Source organism: Ancylobacter vacuolatus (assembly GCF_030813595.1).
GTDB lineage: Bacteria > Pseudomonadota > Alphaproteobacteria > Rhizobiales > Xanthobacteraceae > Ancylobacter > Ancylobacter vacuolatus.
Map to the genome: position 1 here is coordinate 391,898 of NZ_JAUSUH010000001.1, position 25,592 is coordinate 417,489.

General features: G+C 67.8%; 22 protein-coding genes. 16 read left to right on the plus strand and 6 right to left on the minus strand.

Annotated elements, in window-relative coordinates; translation table 11 throughout:
* Positions 1 to 38 precede the first annotated feature (38 nt).
* The 6 genes from J2S76_RS01895 (at position 39) to J2S76_RS01920 (ending at position 6,277) form a co-directional block, all read left to right on the plus strand.
* Positions 39 to 1,454 carry a pyruvate dehydrogenase complex E1 component subunit beta gene (locus tag J2S76_RS01895; RefSeq protein ID WP_307056987.1) on the plus strand — a complete coding sequence of 472 codons (1,416 nt, stop codon included), beginning with the start codon at positions 39 to 41 and terminating at the stop codon, positions 1,452 to 1,454.
* 15 nt (positions 1,455 to 1,469) lie between these two features.
* Positions 1,470 to 2,849 carry a pyruvate dehydrogenase complex dihydrolipoamide acetyltransferase gene (locus J2S76_RS01900; RefSeq protein ID WP_307056989.1) on the plus strand — a complete coding sequence of 460 codons (1,380 nt, stop codon included), beginning with the start codon at positions 1,470 to 1,472 and terminating at the stop codon, positions 2,847 to 2,849.
* Between the two features lie 96 nt (positions 2,850 to 2,945).
* Entirely contained in the window at positions 2,946 to 4,364 is a 1,419-nt protein-coding gene (lpdA, locus tag J2S76_RS01905) for a dihydrolipoyl dehydrogenase (protein WP_307056991.1), read from the plus strand.
* A gap of 33 nt (positions 4,365 to 4,397) precedes the next feature.
* Complete coding sequence (locus J2S76_RS01910) at positions 4,398 to 4,676, plus strand: GlsB/YeaQ/YmgE family stress response membrane protein (protein WP_018391149.1); 279 nt, start codon at positions 4,398 to 4,400, stop codon at positions 4,674 to 4,676.
* Between the two features lie 138 nt (positions 4,677 to 4,814).
* Entirely contained in the window at positions 4,815 to 5,807 is a 993-nt protein-coding gene (lipA, locus tag J2S76_RS01915; RefSeq protein ID WP_307056994.1) for a lipoyl synthase, read from the plus strand.
* Between the two features lie 2 nt (positions 5,808 to 5,809).
* The gene (locus J2S76_RS01920) at positions 5,810 to 6,277 is read left to right on the plus strand and encodes a type II toxin-antitoxin system RatA family toxin (protein WP_307056996.1); all 468 of its coding nucleotides are present in this window, start codon (positions 5,810 to 5,812) and stop codon (positions 6,275 to 6,277) included.
* Here J2S76_RS01920 and J2S76_RS01925 read toward each other — a convergent pair.
* Together J2S76_RS01925 and J2S76_RS01930 are read right to left on the minus strand one after the other, a co-directional pair.
* Complete coding sequence (locus J2S76_RS01925) at positions 6,274 to 6,783, minus strand: CinA family protein (RefSeq protein ID WP_307056998.1); 510 nt, start codon at positions 6,781 to 6,783, stop codon at positions 6,274 to 6,276. The two genes, J2S76_RS01920 and J2S76_RS01925, sit on opposite strands and share 4 nt — an antisense overlap.
* Positions 6,784 to 6,794: 11 nt before the next feature.
* Positions 6,795 to 7,961, minus strand: a complete 1,167-nt coding sequence (locus J2S76_RS01930) for a bifunctional 2-C-methyl-D-erythritol 4-phosphate cytidylyltransferase/2-C-methyl-D-erythritol 2,4-cyclodiphosphate synthase (protein ID WP_307057000.1) — start codon at positions 7,959 to 7,961, stop codon at positions 6,795 to 6,797.
* A 199-nt stretch (positions 7,962 to 8,160) separates the two neighbouring features.
* On the opposite strand from J2S76_RS01930, the gene dusB reads away from it, so the two are divergent.
* The 10 genes from dusB (at position 8,161) to hflX (ending at position 21,352) form a co-directional block, all read left to right on the plus strand.
* Positions 8,161 to 9,192 carry a tRNA dihydrouridine synthase DusB gene (gene dusB / locus J2S76_RS01935; protein ID WP_307057002.1) on the plus strand — a complete coding sequence of 344 codons (1,032 nt, stop codon included), beginning with the start codon at positions 8,161 to 8,163 and terminating at the stop codon, positions 9,190 to 9,192.
* Positions 9,189 to 10,319 (plus strand): two-component system sensor histidine kinase NtrB, encoded by a 1,131-nt coding sequence (locus J2S76_RS01940; RefSeq protein ID WP_307057004.1) that lies wholly within the window; start codon positions 9,189 to 9,191, stop codon positions 10,317 to 10,319. Before dusB ends, J2S76_RS01940 begins: the two co-directional genes overlap by 4 nt.
* Before the next feature lie 8 nt (positions 10,320 to 10,327).
* A complete protein-coding gene (ntrC, locus tag J2S76_RS01945) occupies positions 10,328 to 11,773 on the plus strand; it encodes a nitrogen regulation protein NR(I) (protein WP_018391142.1) in 1,446 nt (481 codons plus the stop codon).
* Positions 11,774 to 11,891: 118 nt separating this feature from the next.
* On the plus strand, positions 11,892 to 14,159 hold the full coding sequence (locus tag J2S76_RS01950; RefSeq protein ID WP_307057006.1) for a sensor histidine kinase NtrY-like: 2,268 nt from the start codon (positions 11,892 to 11,894) through the stop codon (positions 14,157 to 14,159).
* Positions 14,160 to 14,173: 14 nt separating this feature from the next.
* On the plus strand, positions 14,174 to 15,541 hold the full coding sequence (ntrX, locus tag J2S76_RS01955; protein WP_307057008.1) for a nitrogen assimilation response regulator NtrX: 1,368 nt from the start codon (positions 14,174 to 14,176) through the stop codon (positions 15,539 to 15,541).
* Between the two features lie 141 nt (positions 15,542 to 15,682).
* Complete coding sequence (trkA, locus tag J2S76_RS01960) at positions 15,683 to 17,059, plus strand: Trk system potassium transporter TrkA (protein WP_307057010.1); 1,377 nt, start codon at positions 15,683 to 15,685, stop codon at positions 17,057 to 17,059.
* A 15-nt stretch (positions 17,060 to 17,074) separates the two neighbouring features.
* Entirely contained in the window at positions 17,075 to 18,523 is a 1,449-nt protein-coding gene (locus J2S76_RS01965) for a TrkH family potassium uptake protein (protein WP_307057012.1), read from the plus strand.
* Between the two features lie 93 nt (positions 18,524 to 18,616).
* Positions 18,617 to 19,477: a D-amino-acid transaminase gene (locus J2S76_RS01970; RefSeq protein WP_307057014.1), complete on the plus strand. Its 861-nt coding sequence runs from the start codon at positions 18,617 to 18,619 to the stop codon at positions 19,475 to 19,477.
* Between the two features lie 220 nt (positions 19,478 to 19,697).
* On the plus strand, positions 19,698 to 19,949 hold the full coding sequence (hfq, locus tag J2S76_RS01975; protein ID WP_013166585.1) for an RNA chaperone Hfq: 252 nt from the start codon (positions 19,698 to 19,700) through the stop codon (positions 19,947 to 19,949).
* The gene (gene hflX, locus J2S76_RS01980) at positions 19,946 to 21,352 is read left to right on the plus strand and encodes a GTPase HflX (protein ID WP_307057720.1); all 1,407 of its coding nucleotides are present in this window, start codon (positions 19,946 to 19,948) and stop codon (positions 21,350 to 21,352) included. The genes hfq and hflX overlap by 4 nt, the downstream gene beginning before the upstream one ends.
* A gap of 158 nt (positions 21,353 to 21,510) precedes the next feature.
* Here the strand turns inward: hflX and mazG are convergent, their stop codons facing one another.
* The 4 genes from mazG to metG all read right to left on the minus strand — a co-directional run bounded on the left by mazG (position 21,511) and on the right by metG (position 25,584).
* Positions 21,511 to 22,344: a nucleoside triphosphate pyrophosphohydrolase gene (gene mazG / locus J2S76_RS01985; protein ID WP_307057015.1), complete on the minus strand. Its 834-nt coding sequence runs from the start codon at positions 22,342 to 22,344 to the stop codon at positions 21,511 to 21,513.
* A gap of 89 nt (positions 22,345 to 22,433) precedes the next feature.
* Positions 22,434 to 23,240, minus strand: coding sequence for an MBL fold metallo-hydrolase (locus tag J2S76_RS01990; RefSeq protein WP_307057017.1), 807 nt, complete (start codon positions 23,238 to 23,240; stop codon positions 22,434 to 22,436).
* A gap of 17 nt (positions 23,241 to 23,257) precedes the next feature.
* Positions 23,258 to 24,031, minus strand: coding sequence for a TatD family hydrolase (locus tag J2S76_RS01995; RefSeq protein WP_307057019.1), 774 nt, complete (start codon positions 24,029 to 24,031; stop codon positions 23,258 to 23,260).
* Positions 24,028 to 25,584 (minus strand): methionine--tRNA ligase, encoded by a 1,557-nt coding sequence (gene metG / locus J2S76_RS02000; RefSeq protein ID WP_307057021.1) that lies wholly within the window; start codon positions 25,582 to 25,584, stop codon positions 24,028 to 24,030. Before metG ends, J2S76_RS01995 begins: the two co-directional genes overlap by 4 nt.
* Positions 25,585 to 25,592 lie beyond the last annotated feature (8 nt).

Genomic DNA, 25,592 nt, shown 5'->3' on the forward strand with positions numbered 1-25,592 from the left:
CGCGATCTTAGACGCACGTTTCTTTGGGGAACGCCGCCATGCCGACCGAAGTTCTGATGCCGGCCCTGTCTCCCACCATGGAGAAGGGAAACCTCGCCAAGTGGCTCAAGAAAGAGGGCGACCAGGTCCGGTCCGGCGACGTCATCGCCGAGATCGAGACCGACAAGGCCACGATGGAAGTCGAGGCCATTGACGAGGGCACCCTCGGCAAGATCCTGGTGCCCGAGGGCACGCAGGACGTCACGGTGAACACCCCGATCGCCGTCATCCTCGCCGAGGGCGAGGACGCGAGCGCGGTCAGCGCGCCCAGCCCGCAGGCGGCCGAATCGGCGCCGCCGGTCGCGGCCGCGCCGCTGGAGCCCTCGCCGGTGGCGGCCTCCGCGCCGGCAACGCCGGCCGTGGTCAATTCCGCCGTCGCCGCCCCGCCCCAGCCCGAGACGGTGCCCGAGCCGGACGTTCCCGAAGGCACGGAATTCGTCAGCCAGACCATGCGCGAGGCGCTGCGCGACGCCATGGCCGAGGAGATGCGCCGCGACGGCGATGTCTTCGTCATGGGCGAGGAAGTCGCCGAATATCAGGGCGCCTACAAGATCACCCAGGGGCTGCTGCAGGAATTCGGCGCCCGCCGGGTCATCGACACGCCGATCACCGAGCACGGCTTCGCCGGCGTCGGCGTCGGCGCCGCCATGGCCGGGCTGAAGCCCATTGTCGAGTTCATGACCTTCAACTTCGCCATGCAGGCGATCGACCAGATCATCAACTCCGCCGCCAAGACCCTGTATATGTCCGGCGGGCAGATCACCTGTTCCATCGTGTTCCGTGGCCCCAACGGCGCCGCCGCCCGCGTCGCCGCCCAGCACAGCCAGGACTACACCTCCTGGTACAGCCACATTCCCGGCCTCAAGGTGGTGGCGCCCTATACGGCGGCCGATGCCAAGGGCCTGCTGAAGTCGGCGATCCGCGATCCCAACCCGATCATCTTCCTTGAGAACGAGATCCTGTACGGCCACTCCTCGCCGGTGCCGAAGCTCGACGACTTCACCGTGCCGATCGGCAAGGCGAAGATCGCCCGCCCGGGCAAGGACGTGACGCTGGTGGCGTGGTCCATCGGCATGAACTACGCGCTGAAGGCGGCCGAGGAACTCTCCAAGCTCGGCATCGAGGCCGAGGTGATCGACCTGCGCACCATCCGCCCGATGGATGTCGAGACCATCGTCGCCTCGGTTAAGAAGACCGGGCGCTGCGTGACGGTCGAGGAGGGCTGGCACCAGTCCGGCGTCGGTTCGGAGATCGTCGCCCAGCTGATGGAGAAGGCGTTCGACTATCTCGACGCCCCGGTGCTGCGCGTGACCGGCAAGGATGTTCCCATGCCCTACGCCGCAAATCTGGAAAAGCTGGCCTTGCCGTCGGTGCAGGACGTCATCGACGCTGCCCGCGCCGTCACCTATCGCTGAGGTCGGAGAAGCGCCATGCCCGTCGAAATCCTGATGCCGGCCCTGTCTCCCACCATGGAGAAGGGCAATCTGGCGAAATGGCTGAAGAAGGAGGGCGACAAGGTCGCCCCCGGCGACGTCATTGCCGAAATCGAGACCGACAAGGCCACGATGGAAGTCGAGGCCATCGACGAGGGCACGCTGGCGAAGATTCTGGTGCCTGAGGGCACCGCCGACGTGCCGGTGAACCAGCTCATCGCCGTGCTCGCCACCGAGGGCGAGGACGTACAGGCGGTTGCCGCCGGCGGCGGCGCCGCTCCTGCCAAGGCGGAGGCGCCGAAGGAGGCGCCGAAGGCGGAGGCCGCTCCGGCGGAGCCTGCCAAGGCCGAAGCTCCCAAGGCCGAGTCCGTTCCTGCTGCCGCTGCGCCGGCCGCGTCCGCGCCAGCCGCCGCATCCGGCGAGCGGGTCTTCGCCTCGCCGCTCGCCCGTCGCCTCGCCAAGGAAAAGGGCGTCGATCTCTCGGGCGTGAAGGGTTCCGGCCCGCATGGCCGCGTGGTTGCGGCCGATGTCGAGGCTGCCCCGGCCGGTGGCGCCGCCAAGGCCGCCGCCCCGGCCGCTGCCAAGCCGGCGCCCGCTGCCGCCGCTCCGGCTGCCGCGCCGGTGTCGAACAGCGCGCTTCTCGAACAGGTGAAGGCCTATTACGAGCCCGGCACCTATGAGGAAATCCCGCTCGACGGCATGCGCCGCGTCATCGCCCAGCGCATGGCGGAGGCGCGCCAGACGGTGCCGACCTTCTACCTCACCGTCGATTGCGACGTCGACGCGCTGCTCAAGCTTCGCGAGGAGCTGAACAAGGCCGCCCCCGAGAAGGACGGCAAGGCCGCCTACAAGCTCTCGGTCAACGATTTCATCATCAAGGCCTATGCGCTTGCCTTCCAGCAGGTGCCGGACGCCAACCAGGTGTGGGGCGGCGACCGCTACCTCAAGCTGAAGCACTCCGATATCGGCGTCGCGGTGGCGATCGACGGCGGCAAGGGCCTGTTGACCCCGATCATCCGCAAGGCCGAGACCAAGACCCTGTCGGCGATCTCCAACGAGACCCGCGAGCTTGCCACCCGCGCCCGCAACAAGAAGCTGGCGCCGGCCGAGTATCAGGGCGGCTCCTCGGCGATTTCCAATCTCGGCATGTTCGGGATCAAGGATTTCACCGCCATCATCAACCCGCCGCACGCCACCATCCTCGCGGTGGGTGCCAGCGAGCAGCGGGCCGTGGTGAAGAAGGGCGAGCTGGCGGTGGCCACGGTCATGACCGTCACCATCTCCTGCGACCACCGGGTGATGGACGGTGCCATGGGCGCGCAGCTCATCGGCGCCTTCAAGCAGATCATCGAAAAGCCGATGTCGATGCTGGTCTGATCCTCGTCATGGCCGGGCTTGTCCCGGCCATCCACGTCTTTCGCAAGGCGCGCCGGGCATTCCCCAGGCCGGCCCTGGCATGACGGAAGAATTCACATGGCGAACAATTACGACGTCCTCTTCATCGGCTCCGGCCCCGGCGGCTATGTCGGCGCCATCCGCGCCGCCCAGCTCGGCCTCAAGGTCGGCGTCATCGAGCGCACCCATATTGGCGGCATCTGCCCGAACTGGGGCTGCATCCCGGCCAAGGCGCTGCTGCGCTCGGCCGAGATCTTCCACTATATCGAGCATGCCAAGGACTACGGCCTCGTCGCGGAGAAGTTCGGCGTCGACATTGCGGGCGTGGTGAAGCGCTCGCGCGGCATCGCGGCGCAGATGAGCAATGGCGTCGGCTTCCTGTTGAAGAAGAACAAGGTCGACGTGATCTGGGGGCAGGCGAGCCTCACCGCCCCCGGCAAGGTCACGGTCGCGCCGGTCGCCGAGCCGGCGCCGAAGGGCGCGCTCACCCCCGGCGACTACACCGCCAAGAACATCGTCATCGCCACTGGCGCCCGCCCGCGCGCGCTGCCGGGCATCGAGCCGGACAAGAAGCTTATCTGGACCTATTTCGAGGCGCTCGCCCCGGCCAGCGTGCCGAAATCGCTGCTGATCATGGGCTCGGGCGCCATCGGCGTCGAATTTGCGACCTTCTACAAGACGATGGGCTCGGATGTGACCATCGTCGAGCTGTTGCCGCAGATCCTGCCCGTCGAGGATGCCGAGATCGCCGGGCATGCCCGCAAGCGCTTCGAGAAGCAGGGCATCAAGATCCTCACCGGCGCCAAGGTGTCGAAGGTGGTGAAGGGCGCGGACAACGTCACCGCCACGGTCGAGACGTCCGACGGCAAGGTGCAGACGCTGACCGCCGACCGGCTCATCTCCGCCGTCGGTGTCGTCGGCAATATCGAGAATCTCGGGCTTGAGGCGCTCGGCGTGAAGACCGACCGCGGCTGCGTGGTGGTCGATGGCCTGTGCCGCACCAATGTGCCCGGCGTCTGGGCGATCGGCGATGTCGCCGGCCCGCCCATGCTGGCGCACAAGGCCGAGCATGAGGGCGTGATCGCCGCCGAGGCGATCGCCGGCAAGCATGCCCATGCGATGGACAAGCTGATGATCCCCGGCTGCACCTATTGCATGCCGCAGATCGCCTCGGTTGGCCTCACCGAGGCGAAGGCGAAGGAAGCTGGCTTCGAGCTCAAGGTCGGCCGCTTCCCGTTCATCGGCAATGGCAAGGCGGTGGCGCTGGGCGAGCCGGACGGGCTGGTGAAGACCATTTTCGACGCCAAGACCGGCCGCCTGCTCGGCGCGCATCTGGTCGGCGCGGAAGTCACCGAACTCATCCAGGGCTTCGTGCTGGCGATGAATCTGGAAACCACCGAGGAAGAGCTGATCAACGCGGTCTTCCCGCACCCGACGGTTTCTGAAACGATGCATGAAAGCGTGCTCAGCGCCTATGGGCGCGCGATTCATATGTAGTCCGGGCGCTACGCCCGGCGGCGGGAGCCTGCCATGGAAGCGGATACTTATGCGGCCCTGAACCAGCCGGGCGTCGGCTGGTTCACCATGATCATCATCGGCCTTCTCGCCGGCTACATCGCCGAGAAGGTGACGGACAGTGATCACGGGCTCTTTGCCAACCTTCTGTTCGGCCTGATCGGCGCCTTTCTCGGCAAGTATCTGGCCGAGATGGCGGCGATCCCGGTCTTCGGCTTCTTCCGCACCCTGATCGCCGCCACGGTCGGCGCCATCATCGTGCTGTTCCTGTGGCGGAAGATTCGCGGGCGGTAGACGCCCCCTTCGCCCCCGCCATGCAAGTGGCACAGGGCGGATGCCTGCGCGTCCCCCCTTTCGCCCGTCGGCCGTGAGGCTTAACTGTGGGACAGGCGGCCTGTGCCGCGTGTCTCGAATGCAGCCAGCGGAACACCAATGGTCGTCGTTCTCAACACTCTCAACCGCGCTCTCGAGAAGCCCCGCCACCCGGAAAAGGCGAAGCGGGCGGAAACGCCTGTTCTGAAGAAGCCGGACTGGATCCGCGTCCGTGCCCCCGGCACGCCCGGCTGGCAGGAGACGGCGGACATTGTGCGCGCCAACGGCCTCGTCACCGTGTGCGAGGAGGCGAGCTGCCCCAATATCGGCGAGTGCTGGCAGAAGAAGCACGCCACCTTCATGATCATGGGCGACACCTGCACCCGCGCCTGTGCCTTCTGCAATGTCCGCACCGGCATGCCCGGCCCGCTGGACCGCGACGAGCCGCAGAAGGTGGCGGACGCGGTAGCCAAGCTGGGGCTTGAGCATGTGGTCGTCACTTCGGTCGACCGCGACGACCTCGACGATGGCGGCGCCGCGCATTTCGCCCGCACCATCGCCGCCATCCGCGCCACCAGCCCGAAGACCACCATTGAGATCCTCACCCCCGATTTCCTGCGCAAGGATGGGGCGCTGGAAGTGGTGGTGGCGGCGCGGCCGGACGTGTTCAACCACAATCTGGAATGCGTGCCCTCGCTCTATCTCAAGGTGCGGCCGGGCGCCCGCTACTTCCATTCGCTGCGCTTGCTTCAGCGGGTGAAGGAGCTGGACCCGACCATCTTCACCAAGTCCGGCATCATGGTCGGCCTCGGCGAGGTGCGGCACGAGGTGCTGCAGCTGATGGACGATCTGCGCTCGGCCGAGATCGACTTCATGACCATCGGCCAGTACCTCCAGCCGACCCGCAAGCACCACCCTGTCATGGCCTTCGTGACGCCGGAGGACTTCAAGTCCTATGAGACGGTGGCCTATGCCAAGGGCTTCCTCATGGTCTCGTCGAGCCCGCTGACCCGCTCCTCCCACCATGCCGGCGAGGATTTCGCCCGGCTGCGGGCGGCGCGGGCGAGCAAGGTCACGCTCGTTCCGTCCGTGGCGGCGGCGGTTCCTGCCTGACCATGCCGTCCTTCACCAATAAGCGGCGCGTGCGCCACTCCGCCACCGACATGTTCGAGCTGGTGGCGGATGTGGAGCGCTACCCGGAGTTCGTGCCGCTGTGCGAGAGCCTGCATGTGCGCCGCCGGGTGGCGAGCGGCGAGGGGGTCGATATCCTCGTCGCCGACATGAGCGTCGCCTACAAGATGTTCCGGGAGAGCTTCTCCAGCCGGGTGACGCTCGACCGGCCGCGGCTCTCCATCGTGGTGGAATATCTCGACGGGCCGTTCAGCCGGCTGGAGAACCGCTGGACCTTCCGCCCGCTGGCCGAGGGCGGCTGCGACGTCGAGTTCTTCATCTCCTATGAATTCCGCTCGCGCACGCTGGGTCTGCTGATGGGGGCGATGTTCGACGCCGCTTTCCGCCGCTTCGCCCAGGCCTTCGAGGAACGCGCCGACGAGGTCTATGGCCGGCGCGCCGTCGCCGGCTAGGGCGCGTGCCCGCCCGCCAGTTCCGCCAGCATGGCCAGTGCGGTGAGGACGGCCAGCCGCCGCACGCCGGCGCGGTCCTGGCCGGCGAACACTTCGCGGCGGGTGATCACCTTGCCGGTCGCGGTGCCGGCGGCGAAATGCACCAGCCCCACCGGCTTTTCGGCCGAGCCGCCGCCGGGGCCGGCAATGCCTGTTATGGAGACGCCGAGCGAGGTTTTTGCCGCCCGCAGCAGGCCGGCGACCATTTCGCGCGCCGTCTCCTCGCTCACCGCGCCATGGGCCGCCAGCGTCGCCGCCGAGACGCCCAGCATCTCCTGCTTGGCGGCGTTGGAATAGGTGACGAAGCCACGGTCGACCACGTCGGAGGAGCCGGCGATCTCGGTCAGCGCGCCGGCGACCAGGCCGCCGGTGCAGGATTCGGCGGTGGAAACCGTTAGCCCGCGCGCCCGGCACAGATCGAGCACCCGGATCGCCTCCAATTCGATGGCTCGCTGCGCTTCATCCATGACCGTTCCTTTCAGTCGATCCAGGGCAGGCGGACGGTCGCCGCCGCCAGCGCGGCGATGCCCTCGCGCCGGCCGGTAAAGCCCAGCCGTTCGCTGGTCGTCGCCTTCACGCTGACGCGGGCGACCGCGATGTCGACGATGGCGGCGATCATCTCGCGCATCGCCTCGCGGTGCGGGCCGATCTTCGGCGCCTCGCAGATGACAGTGGCGTCGAGATGGGCGATGCGGCCGCCGGCGTCGCGCACCAGGGCGGCGGCATGGGCGAGGAACTGGTCGGAGGCGGCGCCCTTCCATTGCGGGTCGGAGGGCGGGAAATGATGGCCGATATCGCCGGCGCCAATGGTGCCGAGCAGGGCATCGGTCAGGGCGTGCAGCACGACGTCGGCATCGGAGTGGCCGGCAAGGCCGAAATCATGCGGGATGCGCAGCCCGCCGAGCACCACATGGTCGCCCGGCCCGAAGGCGTGCACGTCGAAGCCGGTGGCGGTGCGGACATCGGCAAGCTCGGCCAGCAGGCGGCGTTCGGCGGTCACGAAATCCTCCGGCGTGGTGAGCTTGAAATTGGCGGGGTCGCCGGGGAAGGAGGCGACGGCGTGCCCGGCGGCCTCGGCCACCGCCGCGTCGTCGGTCAGGTCATCGGCGCCCGCCTGCGCGCGGTGCGCCGCCAGGATGAGGTCGTAGCGGAAGGCCTGCGGCGTCTGGACGCTGCGGACGGCGTTGCGGTCGGGGCCGGTGGCGAGGAAGCCGGGCGCGGCCACCGCCTTCAGCGTGTCGACCAGCGCCAGCGCCGGCACGGCGGCGCCCGCCGTCGCGGCCGTAGCTATGGCCTGCGCCACCAGCCGTGGCGAGACGAAGGGCCGCGCCGCATCGTGGATCAGCACCAGATCGGGCGGGTCCTGCGCCAGCGCTTCCAGCCCGGCGCGCACCGAGGCCTGCCGCGTCGCGCCGCCTGCCACGGGCGGGAGCACGCCGTCGAAACCCGCCAGCGCCTCGGCGCAGAGGGCGGCATGTTCGGGCGAAATCACCGGCAGCACGTGGCGGATGCCTGCCTGGCCGCGAAAGCCGTTCAGCGTGTGGCGCAGCACCGGCACCCCGCCCAGCGGACGGTATTGCTTGGGCAATCCCTCGCCCGCTCGCAGGCCATTGCCTGCCGCCACCACGATCACGTCGGTCCGCATTGCCTAACGCATCCGCCCTTCCGCTGACTGCCGCTTCAGCAGCTCAGACTTGCCCTGCCGGCTCGTTTAGCGCAAAAGCGGCACATATTTGCAAAAGATTTGACTTAAGCCCTTCGCATGGGTTGATGACGCGCTCGGCATGGCTATTATCTAGGCACCGCTGGTCGGGCTTATTTAATGTGCATCGAGTGATCGCCGCTTGACCCTTTGTTTTTCTCCCGTCGGCAATCTGCAGATCGGCACCGTGGCGGTGCCGGGGGCGGTCGTGCTCGCGCCGATGGCGGGCATCACCGATGCGCCGATGCGGCGCATGGCCTTGCGCTATGGCGCGTCGCTGGCGGTGTCGGAAATGGTCGCCGCCGGTGCCTTCGAGACCGGGCATGAGGAAACCGTGCTGCGGGCGGAAGGGGCAGGGGTGGCGCTGCATGCCGTCCAGCTCGCCGGTAATGAGCCCGAATCGCTGGCCCGCGCCGCCCGCCTCGCGGAAGCCGCCGGCGCGGCGCTGATCGACATCAATATGGGCTGTCCGGCGAAACGAGTGACCACCGGTCTGGCCGGCTCGGCGCTGCTGCGCGACCTCGACCTCGCCACTCGCCTCATCGCGGCGGTGGTGGGGGCGGTGAGCGTGCCGGTGACGCTGAAGACACGGCTCGGCTGGGACGGCGCCGCCACGGTGGCACCGGAGCTCGCCCGGCGGGCCGAGGCGATCGGCGTGCGGATGATCACCATTCACGGGCGCACGCGCTGCCAGTTCTACACCGGCCGCGCCGACTGGACGGCGATCCGCGCGGTCAAGGACGCGGTCTCCATCCCCGTGCTCGCCAATGGCGATCTGGTGGCGATCGAGGACGCGACCGCGATGCTCACCGCGTCCGGCGCCGATGGGGTGATGATCGGCCGTGGCGCGCAGGGGCGGCCCTGGTTTCCCGGCCAGGTCGCCAGCTTCCTGCGCACCGGCCGGGCGCCGGCCGATCCGCCGCTCGCCGAGCAGCGCGACGTGCTGATCGAGCTCTATGAGGGCTGGCTGGGCCATTACGGGCGCGAGCTCGGCATGCGCTGCGCCCGCAAGCATATCGGCTGGTCGCTGGCCAGCGCCACAGCGAGCGCCGGCCGCTCGCCTGATGTCGCCGCCTCCTGGCGCCGGCAGCTTCTTACCCTTGAGGATCCGGCGCGCGTCGTCACCGGAATCCGCGACGCCTATGACGACATTGGATGGAGAGAAGCTGCATGAGTTCGGTTTCCTCGCAACGGCCTGGCCCGCGCGCGGGCAGCGCGACTGCGGAGGCCGTCGTGAATGCGCTGCCGCATCCAGTCATCACGGTGGCGGAAGATAATCGCCTGATCGACGCCAATGTGGCGGCGGAGGCGTTCTTCGAGGCCTCGCTGGCGGTTCTGGTGCGTCATCGCCTGCAGGAATTCGTGCCCTTCGGCAGCCCGATCCTGTCGCTGGTGGAGCAGGTGCGCTCGCGCGGCGCGGCGGTGAATGAGTACCGGGTCGATCTCGGCACGCCGCGCAATGGTGGCGAGCGCATTGTCGACATCCATGTCGCGCCGCTGTCGGAAGTGGCGGGCCATGTCGTCATCATGCTGCAGGAGCGCACCATCGCCGACAAGATGGACCGCCAGCTCACCCATCGCGGCGCCGCCCGCTCGGTGACGGCGCTGGCCTCCATGCTGGCGCATGAGATCAAGAACCCGCTGTCCGGCATTCGCGGCGCGGCGCAGCTGCTCGAATTGTCCGCCAGCGACGACGACCGCTCGCTGACCCGGCTGATCACCGACGAGGCCGACCGCATCGTCAAGCTGGTCGACCGCATGGAGGTGTTCTCCGACGAGCGGCCGATCGAGCGCGAGCCGGTCAACATCCACGCGGTGCTGGAGCATGTCCGCACGCTGGCCAGCACCGGATTCGCCCGTACCATCCGCTTCGTCGAGGAGTACGATCCCTCGCTGCCGCCGGTGCTGGCCAATAGGGACCAACTGGTGCAGGTGTTCCTCAATCTGGTGAAGAACGCCGCCGAAGCCATTGGCGATTCGCCCGACGGCGAGATTCAGCTCACCACCGCCTTCCGCCCCGGCGTGCGGTTGATGATGCCCGGCGCCCCGGCGCGGGTCAGCCTGCCGCTGGAGTTCTGCGTGCGGGACAACGGCCCCGGCGTGCCGGAAGACCTGATGCCGCATCTGTTCGATCCTTTCGTCACCACCAAGCCGACCGGCACGGGCCTCGGCCTGGCGCTGGTGGCCAAGATCGTCGGGGACCATGGCGGCATCATCGAATGCGACAGCCAGCCCCGCCGCACCACCTTCCGTGTCCTCATGCCCATGTACCGCGCCAGTCGCGGTGACGAGAAGAGTTGAGAACCGCCATGCCGACGGGAAGTATCCTGGTTGCCGATGACGACGCTGCCATCCGCACCGTGCTCAATCAGGCGCTGTCGCGGGCGGGCTATGAGGTGCGCTCCTGCGGCAACGCGGCGACGCTGTGGCGCTGGGTCAGCCAGGGCGATGGCGACCTCGTCATCACCGATGTGGTGATGCCGGATGAGAACGCCTTCGACCTGCTGCCGCGCATCAAGAAGGTGCGCCCGGACCTGCCGGTCATCGTCATGAGCGCGCAGAACACCTTCATGACGGCGATCCGCGCCTCGGAGAAGGGCGCCTATGAATATCTGCCCAAGCCCTTCGATCTTAAGGAGCTGATCTCCATCGTCGGCCGCGCCTTGTCCGAGCCGAAGAAGCCGGAGAACGCGCTCAAAGGTCTGGGCGAGGATGCCGACAACATCCCGCTGGTCGGCCGCTCGCCGGCGATGCAGGACATTTACCGCGTGCTGGCGCGGCTGATGCAGACCGACCTCACGGTGATGATCGCCGGCGAGAGCGGCACCGGCAAGGAACTGGTGGCGCGGGCGCTGCACGACTATGGCAAGCGCCGCAACGGGCCCTTCGTTGCCATCAACATGGCGGCGATTCCGCGCGACCTGATCGAATCCGAACTGTTCGGCCATGAAAAGGGGGCCTTCACCGGCGCGAATGCGCGCTCGGCCGGCCGCTTCGAGCAGGCGGAAAGCGGCACGCTGTTTCTCGACGAAATCGGCGACATGCCGATGGAAGCGCAGACCCGGCTGCTGCGCGTGCTGCAGCAGGGCGAATACACCACGGTTGGCGGGCGCACCGCGATCAAGACCGATGTGCGGATCGTCGCCGCCACCAACAAGGATCTGCGCATCCTCATCCAGCAGGGTCTGTTCCGGGAGGATTTGTTCTTCCGCCTCAACGTCGTGCCGCTGCGCCTTCCGCCGCTGCGCGAGCGGGCGGAGGACGTGCCGGACCTCGCCCGCCACTTCTTCCTGCAGGCCGAGCGCGAGGGGCTGCCGCGCAAGCAGATCGACGCCGCCGCGCTCGACCGGCTCAAGCGCTACCGCTGGCCGGGCAATGTGCGCGAGCTGGAAAACCTGATCCGCCGTCTCGCCGCGCTCTACCCGCAGGAAGTCATCACCGGCTCGATCATCGAGGCCGAGCTGTCGACGCCGATCTCGCCGCCGACGCCGGAGGAAAACGGCCAGGACGAGACGCTCTCCGCCTCGGTGGAGCGCCATCTCAATGCCTATTTCGGCGGCTTCGGCGAGAACCTGCCCCCGCCCGGCCTCTATCACCGCATCCTGAAGGATGTGGAGTATCCGCTGCTCTCCGCCGCGCTGGCGGCGACGCGCGGCAACCAGATCAAGGCGGCCGAATTGCTGGGCCTCAACCGCAACACGCTGCGCAAAAAAATCCGGGATCTCGACATCCAAATAATCCGCACCAGTCGGTGAGCGCCTTACGCCCTCGCGAATTAAGGCGGGGGCGGCTCGCCAATGTCACATTTTTGCACCAGTGTCGTATCACTGCATCAGTAGGGCGGGCTGATTCCCGCCGCCAACATGGTGATGGATGAGCGACGCTTCGACCGGCGGAACCAACAGGCAGGAAGCGCTCGACCTCGGCGGGATGGGATTCCGATTCTCGCTCTGGGGCCTGGCGCCGCTGGCGGTGCTGCTGGCGCTGCTCATCGCGCTGGCCAGCTTCATCATCCTCATCGGCATCACCCCGCTGGTGCCGTCGCAGGATGTGATCATCGTCGTCCTGTGCCTCAACGGGCTTATGTCGCTGGTGCTGCTCGGCATCATCGGCCGCGAGGTGTGGCGCATCGTCAAGGCGCGCAAGCGCGGCCGGGCGGCGGCGCGGCTGCATGTGCGTGTCGTCGGCCTGTTCGGCGTGGTGGCGGTGGTGCCGGCGCTGCTGGTAGCGATCCTGGCCAGCATCACCCTCGACAAGGGGCTCGACCGCTGGTTCTCGGTCCGCACCCGCGCCATCGTCGACAATGCGGTGTCGGTCGCGCAGACCTATGTGCGCGAGCATGCCTATTCCATTCGCGGCGACGTGCTGGGCATGTCGCGCGACCTCCAGCGCATCCGCCAGCTCTGGGACCAGGACCGCAGCCGCTTCCGCCAGGCACTGACCGCGCAGGCGGTGGTGCGCGGCCTGCCCGCCGCCATGATCATCGACAAGGACCTCCAGGTCGTCGACCGCGCCACCATCCGCGTCGGCCGCGAATTCGTGGTGCCGGCCAATCTGGCGCTGAAGGACGCGACCGAAGAGCAGCCGCTGATCTATCTGCCGAACGACGCCGATTATGTCGGCGCGGTCATCCCGCTGAAGGATTTCGGCGACCTCTATCTCTATGTCGCGCGCTCGGTCGATCCGCGGGTGATCGATTATCTCAAGGAGACGCAGGCCGCTGTCGTCGACTACCGCAACCTCGAACAGCAGCGCGTGGGCGTGCAGGTGGCGTTCGCGGTGCTCTATGCGGTAATTTCGCTCACCGTGCTGCTCTGCGCCGTGTGGCTCGGCATCAATTTCGCCAACCGTCTGGTGGCGCCGATTCGCCGCCTGATCGGCGCCGCCGATCTCGTCGCCGCCGGCAATCTCTATGTCGAGGTGCCGGTGCGCCGCACCGAGGGCGATCTGTCGAGCCTGGCCGAGACCTTCAACAAGATGACGCAGGAACTGCGCACCCAGCGCGACGACCTCGTCCAGGCCCGCGACCAGATCGACACCCGCCGCCGCTTCACCGAGGCGGTGCTCTCGGGCGTCGGCGCCGGCGTCATCGGCCTCGATCCGCAGGGGCGCATCTCGATCATCAACCGCCCGGCGGAAAAGCTGCTCGGCGTGGTGGAAGCGGATGTGCTCGGCAGTGAATTCGGTGCGGTGGTGCCGGAAGTCGCCTCCCTGCTGGCCCAGGCGATGCAGGCGGGCGAGCGCAGCGTGCAGGCCAATGCCACGCTGACCCGCAATGGCCGCGACCGGGTGATCGCGGTGCGCGTCACCACCGAGCAGTCGCGCGAGGCCGAGCATGGCTGGGTGGTCACGCTCGACGACATCACCGAGCTGGTGGTGGCGCAGCGCAGCTCCGCCTGGGCCGACGTCGCCCGGCGCATCGCCCATGAGATCAAGAACCCGCTCACCCCGATCCAGCTCTCCGCCGAGCGGCTGCGCCGGCGCTACGGCAAGGTGATCGGCGAGGACCGCGAGGTGTTCGACCAGTGCACCGAAACCATCATCCGCCAGGTCGGCGACATCGGCCGCATGGTGGACGAGTTCTCCTCCTTCGCCCGCATGCCCAAGCCCGTCGCCGAGGCGCAGGATATTGGCGAGACGGCGCGGCAGGTGGTCTTCCTCATGCGGGTCGGTAATCCCGACATCACGCTCGACCTCGACTTGCCGGAGCAACCGGTCATCGCCCGCTTCGACCGCCGGCTCATGTCGCAGGCACTGACCAACATCATCAAGAACGCCACCGAGGCGCTGGCAGCGGTGCCGCCGGAAGAACGCACCGACCCGCCGCGCATCCAGGTGGCGGTGCATGCCAATGAGCGGATGGTGACGATCGACGTCATCGACAATGGCAAGGGCCTGCCGACCGAGAACCGGGCGCGGCTGCTCGAGCCTTATGTGACGACGCGCGAGAAGGGCACCGGGCTCGGCCTCGCGATCGTCGGAAAGATCATGGAAGAACATGGCGGCGGCATCGAGCTCGACGATGCCCCCCATGGGCGTGGCGCGTGGGTTCGCCTGCGTTTCGCGCGCGATGGCGGCCCAACGGCCGCCAATGACGGAAAAGGCAACGGCGGGGCCTCGACTGCCCGGCTGGTCGGCTGAAGGAGAACTGACTTATGGCGACGGACATCCTGATCGTCGACGACGAAGCCGATATTCGCGGGCTGGTCGCGGGCATTCTGGAAGATGAGGGCTATGGCGCCCGCACCGCCAAGGACAGCGACGAGGCGCTGGCCGCCATCGAGGCGCGCCGCCCGCATCTGGTCTTCCTCGACATCTGGCTGGAACGCTCGAAGCTGGACGGGCTTCAGCTGCTCGAACGGATCAAGAAGAACCATCCGGACGTGCCCGTGGTGATGATCTCCGGCCATGGCACCATCGAGACGGCGGTGGCGGCGATCAAGCAGGGCGCCTACGACTTCATCGAGAAGCCGTTCAATTCTGACCGCCTGATCCTCGTCGCCGATCGCGCGCTGGAAACGCTGCGGCTCAAGCGCGAGGTGCGCGACCTCAAGCAGCGCACCGCGGTGACGCAGCTGCTGGTCGGCAAGTCCTCGGTGATGAACCAGCTGCGCCAGGGCATCGAGCGCGTGGCGCCGACCAACAGCCGGATCATGATCGTCGGCCCCTCCGGTTCCGGCAAGGAACTGACCGCCCGGATGATCCACTCGGCCTCGCAGCGGGCCAATGGCCCCTTCGTGGTCATCAACGCCGCCGCCATCACCCCCGAGCGCATGGAGGTCGAGCTTTTCGGCGTCGAGATCGGGGAAGGGCAGGGCCGCCAGGTCGGCGCGCTGGAAGAGGCGCATGGCGGCACGCTGTTCATCGACGAGATCGCCGACATGCCGCGCGAGACCCAGAACCGCATCCTGCGGGTTCTGGTCGACCAGAACTTCCTGCGGGTGGGCGGCGCCACCCGCGTCTCGGTCGATGTCCGCATCATCTCGTCCACCGCGCGCAATCTGGAAAAGGAGATTGCCGACGGGCGTTTCCGCGAGGACCTCTATCACCGCCTTGGCGTCGTGCCGGTGCGCGTGCCGCCTCTGGCCGAGCGGCGCGAGGACGTGCCGGAACTGGTGGAGTTCTTCCTCGACCAGATCTCCCAGTCCACCGGCCTGCCGCGCCGGCGTGTCGCCGATGACGCCCTCGCCGTGCTGCAATCGCATGACTGGCCGGGCAATGTCCGCCAGCTGCGCAACAATATCGAGCGCCTGCTCATCCTCGCCTCGGGCGATGCCGACGCGCCTGTCACGGCGGACATGCTGCCCCCCGATGTCGGCGCGCTGGTGCCCAGCCTGCCGAGCGGGGCGGGCGGCGAGCACCTGATGGGCCTGCCGCTGCGCGAGGCGCGCGAAGTGTTCGAGCGGGAATATCTCGTGGCGCAGATCAGCCGCTTCGGCGGCAACATCTCGCGCACTGCCGAGTTCGTCGGCATGGAGCGCTCGGCGCTGCACCGCAAGCTGAAGGCGCTCGGCATCGGCTGAGCGTCCGGCGAACTTCAAGGAAGATGTGCGGCCCGGCCGCGCGGACGTCTCCGGGCGCGTGCGAACCTGCTATAGAGTGACTCGCGAGATGAGAGCCGGGGGGCGCCGCAGGCGGCACCTTCCGATACCAGCGGGGTCGCCATGAAGGTCGTCATTTGCGGGGCGGGGCAGGTGGGGTTCGGCATTGCCGAGCGTCTGGCCGCGGAGCAGAACGACGTCTCGATCATCGACACCTCGCCGCGCCTGATCCAGGCCGTGACCGACACGCTCGACGTGCGCGGCTTCGTCGGCCACGGCTCGCATCCGGATGTGCTGGCCCGGGCGGGGCTGGAGGCGGCGGACATGCTGATCGCCGTCACCCTGCATGACGAAGTGAACATGATCGCCTGCCAGGTCGGCCACGCGCTGTTCGACGTGCCGACCAAGATCGCCCGGGTGCGGGCGCAGAGCTATCTCCAGGGCCACTGGCGCAACCTGTTCTCGCGCGACCACCTGCCGATCGACGTGGTGATCTCGCCGGAGCTCGAAGTGGGCGAGATGGTGCTGCGGCGCCTGTCGCTGCCCGGGGCGGTGGACACGGTGAGTTTCAACGACAGCAATGTCGTGGTGGTGGGCGTGCGCTGCCAGGAGGATTGCCCGGTCCTCGACACGCCGCTGCGCCAGCTGACCGATCTGTTCCCGGATCTGCGCGCCGTCGTGGTGGCGGTCTATCGCAACGGCAAGACCTTCGTGCCGCGCTCGGCCGATTCGCTGCTGGCCGGCGATCTCGCCTATTTCGTCGCCCATACCGACCAGGTGAGCCGCACCCTGTCGATCTTTGGCCATGACGAGCCGCCGGCGCAGCGCATCGTCATCGGCGGCGGCGGCAATATCGGGCTTTATGTCGCCCGCGAGCTGGAGCTGCGCAACCCGAAGGCGCGGGTGAAAATCATCGAGGAAAACCTTGGCCGCGCAGAGGAAATTGCCCAGCAGCTGACGCGCACCGTGGTGCTGCGCGGCAGCGCGCTCGACCGCGCGATCCTGGAGGAGGCGGCCGTTGGCGACGCCGATACGATGATCGCGGTCACCAATGACGACCGGGTCAACATCCTCTCCTGCCTGCTGTCGCGCGAGCTCGGCGCCAAGCGCATGCTGTCGCTGCTGAACGATCCGGCCTATCCCGCCTTTGCGCGCGGGCTCGGCATCGATGCCTATGTGAATCCGCGCCAGATCACCGTGTCGAAGATTCTGCAATATGTCCGCAAGGGCCGCATTCGCGGGGTCCACTCCCTGCTGAACGGTGCCGGCGAGGTGATCGAGGCCGAGGCGCTGGAGACCTCGCCGCTGGTTGGCAAGCCGCTGCGCCAGCTCGACATCTTCGATGGCATGCGGATCGGCGCCGTCATTCGCGGCGGCCGGGTGATGCTGCCGCGCGGCGATACCGTGATCCAGGCGCGCGACCGGGTGGTGATGTTCGCGCTCGCCGACAAGGTGAAGCGGGTCGAGCAGCTGTTCCGGGTCAGCCTTGAGTTCTTCTGAGAGAGGCCGAGACCCATGATCGCGGTCGCCCGCCACAGCGCACAGACGGCCGGGGTCATGGCTGGCTTCCTGCTGCTTTCGGCGCTGGTGTCGCTGTTCCGCCGCGAGCCCGGCGCCGATGTCTTCCTGATGACGGCGCTGCTGACCGTGTTCGGCGCTGGCGCGGTGTTTCTCGCCGTGCGCAACCGTCCCGGCCGGCTCGACCGGCTGGCGGCCTATGGGCTTCTGCTCGTGCTCTGGGTCGGCGTGCCGATCATCGCCGCCGTGCCGATCGCGGCGACGACGACGCTGTCGCCGCTGCATGCCTGGCTGGAGGCGGTGGCGGCCTTCACCACCACCGGCCCGGTGCAGATCCATGACCTTGAGAATGTGCCGCGGGCGACGCTCGGCTGGCTGCTGACGCTGCAATGGGCCGGCGGCCTGCTCACGCTGGTCGGCTTTGTCGCGGTGCTCGGCCCGGCCGGCATGGGCGGCCTGCCAGACCGCAGCGCCCGCGCCAACCTGCTGGCGGCGACCCAGCAGACCACGCTGGACGACGCGCTGCGGCTGGTGCTGCCGGTCTATCTCGGCGCCACACTCCTGTGCACCTTCGTGCTGTTCTTGCTTGGCGTGCGGCTGTTCGAGGCGCTCGGCTTCGCCGGCGCGGCGCTGTCCACCGGCGGCCTGCTGCCCGATGCGGACGGCATTGCCGGCTATGGCCATCTCGGCGTCAAGGCGGTGATGATCGTCTTCATGCTGGTGGGGGGAACGAGCATATTGTGGCAGCGCATGCTGCTCACACGACGCTTTCGCATGGCGCTGGGTCAGTATGAAAATATTGTGCTTTTTGCCCTTTGCCTTGGGCTCGGCATTGCCGCCGCGGCGATCGGTTTCCGCAGCCCCGAGGGCAGCCTTTCGCTGCCCTTCGCGCTGGAGGACGGGCTGTTCACCGCCGTCTCCCTCGTCACCACGACAGGCATCGAGCCGCATGGCGGGGCCTTTGCCAGCCTGCCGGTGACGCTGGTTCTGGCGGTGGTGTTCATCGGCGGCGCCAGCTTCTCCACCACGGGCGGCATCAAGATCTACCGCGCCGGGGTGATGGTGCTGCAGAGTCTGCGCGAGCTGGAGCGGCTGGTGCATCCCAGTGCCGTGCATCCGCGCCGGCTCGGGCAGCAGAATGTGACGCTGCAGATGATGAAGGCGATCTGGATCATGTTCGGCGTCGCCTGCACGGTGATCGGCGCCCTCACCGTAGCGCTCGCACCGGCCATGCCGAGCTTCGAGGCGGCGTTTGTCGCGGTGCTGACGGCGCTGAGCAATGTCGGCCCGGTCTATGCCGCCAACTGGCAGCCGCAGGTGAACTGGCCGGATTGGGGCGCGCTGCCGGCCTATGCGCAGCTTATACTGGCGCTCGCGATGATTCTCGGTCGGCTGGAGATTCTGGTCGTGCTGGGTCTGGCCAATTTCGCGCTGTGGCGCCGCTAGATTAATAACTCGCAGCAGTGCGTTGGGGTCACTTCTTCGCGCAAAGGCTGAACGGGCTCCAGCCGGAATGAAGCGGGCCCACGGGGACGGAAGATGTCGCGCATTGCCTATGTGAACGGATCTTATGTGCCGCATGCCGAGGCGGGCGTGCATGTCGAGGATCGCGGCTACCAGTTCGGCGATGGCGTCTATGAAGTCTGCGAGGTGCGCGGCGGCCACATGGTGGATGAGCGTCGCCACATGGCGCGGCTCGTGCGCTCGCTGGGCGAGCTTCGCATCCGCCTGCCGATGTCGCTCGCCGCGCTCGGCGTCGTGCTGCGCCAGACCATCGCCCGCAACCGGGTGCGCGACGGGCTGGTCTATCTGCAGGTCACGCGCGGCGTGGCCCGGCGCGACCATTATTTCCCCGACGCCGCGACGCCGCCCTCGCTGGTGGTGACGGCCCGTGCGATCGACCCGGCCAAGGGCGAGGCCGTGGCGGGGCAGGGGATCGCCGTCATCACCGTGCCGGATAATCGCTGGGAGCGGGTCGACATCAAGACCATCGGCCTGCTGCCCAATGTGCTGGCCAAAGAGGCGGCCAAACAGGCCGGCGCGCGCGAGGCGTGGTTCGTCGACGCCGCCGGCCATGTCACCGAAGGCGGCTCGACCAATGCCTGGATCGTCACCCCGGAGGGCCGGCTTGTCACCCGCCCGGCGGAAAGTGGCATCCTGCGTGGCATCACCCGCACCGTCATGCTGGAGGTGGCGGAAAAGCTGCAATTGCGGGTCGAGGAGCGGCCCTTCACGGTGGCGGAAGCGCTGGCCGCGCGCGAGGCCTTCGTCACCTCGGCCACCAATTTCGCCACGCCAGTGGTGCGAATCGACGGGCGGGACATCGGCGATGGCCGGCCCGGCCCGGTGGCGCGCGCGCTGCGCGAGAACTTCCACCGGGTTGCCGAGATCGCCCGCTGAAGCGGGAAATTGTGCCCGGCCAGCACCCGCCCGGCATGCGGGCGCGCAAGGAAAGACCTTGCCAAGCGCCGCCAACTTGGCGAAAGCATCTTGCGCGCCAGACATGCTATGCCATGTTTGGGGCGCACGTCTTCATGCTCGCCCGCTCCCGGACGGGGCGCAGAGGTGAAGGCGACCGCGCCGACCTACGAGCAACAACAAACAAACGGATTAAAAAACCATGGCCGCGGAACGTTCGCAGAACCTCCAGGACACCTTTCTCAACCACGTCCGCAAGAACAAGACGCCGCTCACCATCTTCCTGGTCAATGGCGTGAAGCTCCAGGGAGTCGTCACCTGGTTCGATAATTTCTGCGTGCTGCTGCGCCGCGACGGCCATTCGCAGCTGGTCTACAAGCACGCCATTTCGACCATCATGCCCGGCCATCCGGTTCAGCTGTTCGAGCCGGACGAGACCGGCGAGAAGGGCTGATCTTGGAGCTTAAGACCTCCCGCACATCGTCCGCCGGCCGCGCCGCCGGCCTGCCTGTCGAGCACGAGACCGCCGGCGACGCCACCCGCGTGGTGGTGATCGTCCCGCACCTGACCCGTCGCGGGGGCGGGGAGGGCGGGGTGCGCCGCTCGCCCGAGGCGCGGCTCGACGAGGCGATCGGCCTTGTCCTCGCCATCGATCTCAAGCTGGTCGGCAGCGCGCTGGTTGGCCTGTCCCAGGTGCGCCCGGCGACCTATCTCGGCAGCGGCAAGGTCGAGGAGTTCGCCGAGCTGGTGAAGGCGGAGGAGGCGGGGCTGGTCTTCGTCGACGCGCCGCTCAGCCCGGTGCAGCAGCGCAACCTTGAAAAGGCGTTCGCCGCCAAGGTGATCGACCGCACCGCTCTCATTCTGGAGATCTTCGGCCAGCGTGCCCGCACCAAGGAAGGCGTGCTGCAGGTCGAGCTTGCCCATCTGAACTACCAGCGCAGCCGGCTGGTGCGCTCCTGGACCCATCTGGAGCGCCAGCGCGGCGGCTTCGGCTTTCTCGGCGGCCCGGGCGAAACGCAGATCGAGGCCGACCGCCGGCTCATTGGCGAGCGCATCGTCAAGATCGAGCGCGAGCTGGAGCAGGTGAAGCGCACCCGCGCTTTGCACCGCGCCAGCCGCAAGAAGGTGCCTTATCCCGTGGTGGCGCTGGTGGGCTACACCAATGCCGGCAAGTCGACCCTGTTCAACCGGCTGACCCGCGCCGATGTCATGGCGCAGGACCTGCTTTTCGCCACGCTCGACCCGACCTTGCGGGCGGTGCAGCTTCCCACCGGCGACAAGGTCATCCTGTCCGACACGGTCGGCTTCATCTCCGATCTGCCGACCCAGCTGGTCGCGGCCTTCCGCGCCACGCTGGAAGAGGTGATCGAGGCCGATCTGATCCTGCATGTGCGGGACATGTCGCATGAGGATGCCGACGCGCAGGCGCATGACGTCAAGGGCGTGCTCAGCGATCTCGACATCGACCCCGAGGACGATCACCGCGTCATCGAGGTCTGGAACAAGATCGACCGACTGGACGAGGAGAGCCGGACCGGCCTGTTCAACACCGCCGAGCGCCGCGAGGGCGATGCGCGGCCGATCCCGGTATCGGCGCTGACGGGCGAGGGCATGGAGCCGTTGCTTGCCACCATCTCGCAGCGCCTCTCGCGCGAGCGGGTCAGCCTCGCCATCGATCTCGACGCCGCCGATGGCGGCAATCTGAGCTGGCTCTACCGGCACAGCGAAGTGCTGGAGCGCCGCGAGGACGGGGAGGGACGCCTGCATCTGGCGGTGCGCGTGCCGCCCGATCGCGCCGAGCAGATCGAGCGCCGGTTTGGGGCGCGACGGCTCAAGGGGACAGGCGAGGGGGCCTGAACGCCTATAGGCGTCTGAACTCCCCACTGGAACGTCATCCCGGACGGCCGACGGCCGATCCGGGATCGTATCGACAATGGCGAGTGATCCCGGCTCTCCGCTGCCCTCCGGCAGGGAAGACGACCTGAGCGCATGCGAGGGCAGGGCACTCCACCGCCCTACTCCTTCGGCGCCGCCGTCTTCGCCTCCTGCCAAAGAGCTTCCATTTCAATGAGGCTGGCCCCGTCCGGCGTGCGCCCGGCCTGCGCCAGCCGGTCCTCGATGTGGGCGAAGCGGCGGACGAATTTCTCGTTGGTGCCGCGCAGAGCCGCCTCGGGGTCGACATCGAGATGGCGGGCGAGGTTCGCCAGCGCGAACAGCAGGTCGCCAACTTCTTCCGCCGCCGCCTTCCGGTCGCCCGCGACGATCTCGGCTTCCACCTCGTCGATCTCCTCGCGGATCTTGGCCAGTACCGGGCGCACATCCGGCCAGTCGAATCCGACCCTGGCGGCCTTGTCCTGCAGCTTCACCGCCCGGGTGAGGGCAGGGGCGCCGGCCGGCACGCCGTCCAGCGTGCGGCCCTGGTCCGGCTGCGCTGGCAGTCCCCGCGCCTGCTGGCGCTGCGCCCGCTGCGCCTTCTCCTGCGTCTTGATCTGCTCCCACGCCACATTCACCGCCGCCACGTCGCGCCCCTGGGCGTCGGCGAAGACATGCGGATGGCGGCGGATCATTTTCGCGGTGATGGCCTCGACCACGGCGCCGAAATCGAAGGCGCCGCGCTCCTGCGCCAGGCGGGCGTGGAACACCACCTGCAGCAGCAGGTCGCCGAGCTCGTCGCACAGATCGTCGAGGTCGCCGCGGGCGATGGCGTCGGCCACCTCATAGGCTTCCTCGATCGTGTAGGGGGCGATCGTGTCGAAGTCCTGCGCCAGGTCCCAGGGGCAGCCGGTCTCCGGCGTGCGCAGCGCTTCCATGATGTCCAGCAGGCGTTGAATGTCGCGGGAAGGCGTCAAAATGCCGGTTCTCCGATTCGCAGAAGACATATTATGGAAAACATTCTCGTAGTTTCGGACGTCGGCCTGCGCGAGCGTACGTCTATAAGCTATTGATCTAGAACGAGTTCAAGCCCGTCATGGGCGGCGATCACCCCGTCCGGCAGCTCGCGCATCAGCGTGGCGTAGTCGAGGTCGGTGTGCAGGTTGGTCAGCACCGCCCGGCGCGGCTTCATCCGCTCGATCCAGGCCAGCGCCTCGCTGAGCGACAGATGCGTCGGGTGCGGCTTCGGCCGCAGCGCGTCGATGATCCAGACATCGAGGTCCGACAGATAAGCCAGGCTCTCGTCCGGCAGATCGTGCAGGTCGCTGGAATAAGCGAGGCCGCCGATGCGGAAGCCGTAGGAAATGATGCTGCCGTGAAACTGCCGGAAGGCAGTCGCTTCGATCGGCCCGCCGGGCCCGTCGACGCGAATGGTGTCGCCGGCGTGGAAGCGGTGCTCGGTGAGGATCGGTGGGTAGTCGCTGCCCGGCGGCGTCTCGAAGCAATAGCCGAAGCGCTGGTGCAGCATCGCCGACGTCTCGGGATCGACATGCACGTCGATGCGGCGCCGGTGCAGGATGGTCAGTGGGCGCAGATCGTCGATGCCATGGGTGTGGTCCGCATGCTCATGGGTGAACAAAACCGCGTCGAGCCGGTCGACCCCGGCATCGATCAACTGCTCGCGCAAATCCGGCGAGGTGTCGATCAGCACGCGGGTCGGCTGGTCGACCCCCGGCGCGAAGCGCTCCACCAGCATGGAACAGCGGCGGCGGCGGTTGCGCGGCTCGTTCGGGTCGCACACCCCCCATCCCTGCCCGACTCGCGGCACCCCGCCGGAGGAACCGCAGCCGAGAATGGTGAAGGTCAGCGCCATGGCGGGAGCGGAAGCCTCTAGGATGCGCGGGAAAACAGGCGGAAGAAATTCTGCGTCGTCAGCGCCGCGATCTCGTCGAAGGAAATGCCGCGCGCCTGGGCGAGTATATGGGCGGTTTCCACCACATAGGAAGGCTCGTTGCGCTTGCCGCGATGGCTGTTGGGCGCGAGATAGGGCGCGTCCGTTTCCACCAGCACCCGGTCGGCCGGCAGGCTGGCGGCGATCTCGCGCAGCGGCGCGCCTGACTTGAAGGTGAGGATGCCGGAAAACGAGACATAGCCGCCCAGCGCCACGGCGCGACGGGCGAGCTCCGGCCCGGCGGTGAAGCAGTGCAGCACGAAGCCGAAGGCGCCCTTCCCGCTTTCCTCTTCCAGGATCGCCGCCACATCCTCATCCGCGTCGCGGGCGTGGATCACCAGCGGCAGGCCGGTGCGGCGCGCCGCCTCGATATGAAGGCGGAACCCCGCCGCCTGCGCGTCGCGCGGCGCGGTGTCGTAGTGATAATCGAGGCCGGCCTCGCCGATAGCGACCACCTTGGGATGGTCTGCGGCGGCCAGCAGCTCGTCGAGCGTGACGTCTTGTTCCTCGCCGGCATTGTGCGGGTGGGTGCCGACCGAGCAGAACACGTCGTCGAATCGCTCGGCGATCGCCCTCACCTGCCCGGAGCGGCGCACCCTTGTGCCGATGGTGACCAGGCGGCCGACGCCGGCGACGCGGGCCCGCGCCACCACGTCGTCAAGCTCGGCGGCGAAGTCCGGAAAATCGAGATGGCAATGGCTGTCGACGATCATGAGGCGGCCGGCGCCTCGGGCTCGACATAGCGCGGGAACACACCGACCGGGGCCGGGAGGGCGGTTCCGCCCACCAGCCGTCCGGCCTCGCCGAGCGTGGCGAAGCTGCGCGCGTCCTCAGGAACGGCGAGCAGATCCAGCAGCTTGCCGGCACTTGTTGGAATGAAGGGCTGCGCCAGCAGGGCGACCTGGCGCACCACTTCCGCCGTCGTCCACAGCACGGTGCCGAAGCGCTCGGGCGCGGTCTTGCGCAATTCCCACGGCGCGGCGCCGGCGAAATAGCGGTTGGCGTCCGCCACCACCGACCAGATGGCGGCGAGCGCGTTGTGGATCTGCTGGCCCTCCATCGCCTCGCGCACCTTGGCGCCCATGGCGTCGGCGCTGGCGAGGATGGTCGCGTCATCGTCCGAGAGCGGGCCGGGCGCAGGCAGCGCGCCGCCCAGATTCTTGGCGATCATCGACAGCGAGCGCTGGGCGAGGTTGCCCAGATCATTGGCGAGGTCGGCATTGGTGCGGGCGACGATGGCGTCGTGGCTGTAGGAGCCATCCTGGCCGAACGGAATCTCGCGCAGCAGGAAATAGCGCAGCGCGTCGACGCCATAGGCGCGGGCGAGGTCGAACGGGTCGATCACATTGCCGACCGACTTCGACATCTTCTCCCCGCGATTATGGATGAAGCCATGCGCGAACACGGTCTTCGGCGGCTCGATCCCCGCCGACATCAGGAAGGCCGGCCAGTACACGGCGTGGAAGCGGATGATGTCCTTGCCGATGATGTGGAGGTTCGCCGGCCAGTAGCGCTGGAAGCTCTCACTCGTCGTGTCGGGATAGCCGACGCCGGTGATGTAGTTGGTGAGCGCGTCCACCCACACATACATCACATGGTCCGGGTCGCCCGGCACCGGAATGCCCCAGGAGAAGGTGGTGCGGCTGATGGAAAGGTCCTGCAGCCCGCCGCGCACGAAGCTCGTCACCTCGTTGCGCCGCACCTCGGGCCGGATGAAGTCCGGGTGGGCGTCGTAATAGTCGAGCAGCTTCTGCTGATAGGCGGAGAGGCGGAAGAAATAGCTCTTCTCCTCGGTCCATTCCACCGGCGTTCCCTGCGGGCCGAGGCGCACGCCGTCCGGGTTCACCGTCGTCTCGTCCTCGGCGTAATAGGCCTCGTCGCGCACCGAGTACCAGCCGGAATAGGCCCCGGCATAGATGTCGCCGCTCTCCACCATGCGCTGCCAGATCGCCTGGGTGGAGGCGATGTGGTCGGCATCGGTGGTGCGGATGAAGCGGTCATAGTCGACGCCGAGCAGCGCATCCATCTCCTGGAAGCGGGTGGCGTTCTTCGTCGCCCATTCCAGCGGCGTCAGCCCCTGTTTTTCCGCCGTCTGCGCCATCTTCAGCCCGTGCTCGTCAGTGCCGGTCAGGAAGAAGACGTCATAGCCGTCCAGCTTCTTGAAGCGGGCCAGCGCGTCCGAGGCGATCTTTTCATAGGCGTGGCCGATATGGGGCGCGCCATTGGGGTAGTCGATCGCGGTGGTGATGTAGAAGGCGGGTCTCACGGCGGTTT

What these genes read in the sequence shown, in the direction of transcription:
- hfq (WP_013166585.1), top strand. Translation starts at nt 19,698, where the DNA reads ATGGCCGCGGAACGTTCGCAGAACCTCCAGGACACCTTTCTCAACCAC.
- lipA (WP_307056994.1), top strand. Translation starts at nt 4,815, where the DNA reads ATGGTCGTCGTTCTCAACACTCTCAACCGCGCTCTCGAGAAGCCCCGC.
- ntrC (WP_018391142.1), top strand. Translation starts at nt 10,328, where the DNA reads ATGCCGACGGGAAGTATCCTGGTTGCCGATGACGACGCTGCCATCCGC.
- J2S76_RS01950 (WP_307057006.1), top strand. Translation starts at nt 11,892, where the DNA reads ATGAGCGACGCTTCGACCGGCGGAACCAACAGGCAGGAAGCGCTCGAC.
- J2S76_RS01925 (WP_307056998.1), bottom strand. Translation starts at nt 6,783, where the DNA reads ATGGATGAAGCGCAGCGAGCCATCGAATTGGAGGCGATCCGGGTGCTC.
- J2S76_RS01920 (WP_307056996.1), top strand. Translation starts at nt 5,810, where the DNA reads ATGCCGTCCTTCACCAATAAGCGGCGCGTGCGCCACTCCGCCACCGAC.
- J2S76_RS01970 (WP_307057014.1), top strand. Translation starts at nt 18,617, where the DNA reads ATGTCGCGCATTGCCTATGTGAACGGATCTTATGTGCCGCATGCCGAG.
- J2S76_RS01965 (WP_307057012.1), top strand. Translation starts at nt 17,075, where the DNA reads ATGATCGCGGTCGCCCGCCACAGCGCACAGACGGCCGGGGTCATGGCT.
- J2S76_RS01910 (WP_018391149.1), top strand. Translation starts at nt 4,398, where the DNA reads ATGGAAGCGGATACTTATGCGGCCCTGAACCAGCCGGGCGTCGGCTGG.
- J2S76_RS01940 (WP_307057004.1), top strand. Translation starts at nt 9,189, where the DNA reads ATGAGTTCGGTTTCCTCGCAACGGCCTGGCCCGCGCGCGGGCAGCGCG.
- lpdA (WP_307056991.1), top strand. Translation starts at nt 2,946, where the DNA reads ATGGCGAACAATTACGACGTCCTCTTCATCGGCTCCGGCCCCGGCGGC.
- J2S76_RS01995 (WP_307057019.1), bottom strand. Translation starts at nt 24,031, where the DNA reads ATGATCGTCGACAGCCATTGCCATCTCGATTTTCCGGACTTCGCCGCC.
- J2S76_RS01895 (WP_307056987.1), top strand. Translation starts at nt 39, where the DNA reads ATGCCGACCGAAGTTCTGATGCCGGCCCTGTCTCCCACCATGGAGAAG.
- J2S76_RS01900 (WP_307056989.1), top strand. Translation starts at nt 1,470, where the DNA reads ATGCCCGTCGAAATCCTGATGCCGGCCCTGTCTCCCACCATGGAGAAG.
- ntrX (WP_307057008.1), top strand. Translation starts at nt 14,174, where the DNA reads ATGGCGACGGACATCCTGATCGTCGACGACGAAGCCGATATTCGCGGG.
- J2S76_RS01990 (WP_307057017.1), bottom strand. Translation starts at nt 23,240, where the DNA reads ATGGCGCTGACCTTCACCATTCTCGGCTGCGGTTCCTCCGGCGGGGTG.
- trkA (WP_307057010.1), top strand. Translation starts at nt 15,683, where the DNA reads ATGAAGGTCGTCATTTGCGGGGCGGGGCAGGTGGGGTTCGGCATTGCC.
- J2S76_RS01930 (WP_307057000.1), bottom strand. Translation starts at nt 7,961, where the DNA reads ATGCGGACCGACGTGATCGTGGTGGCGGCAGGCAATGGCCTGCGAGCG.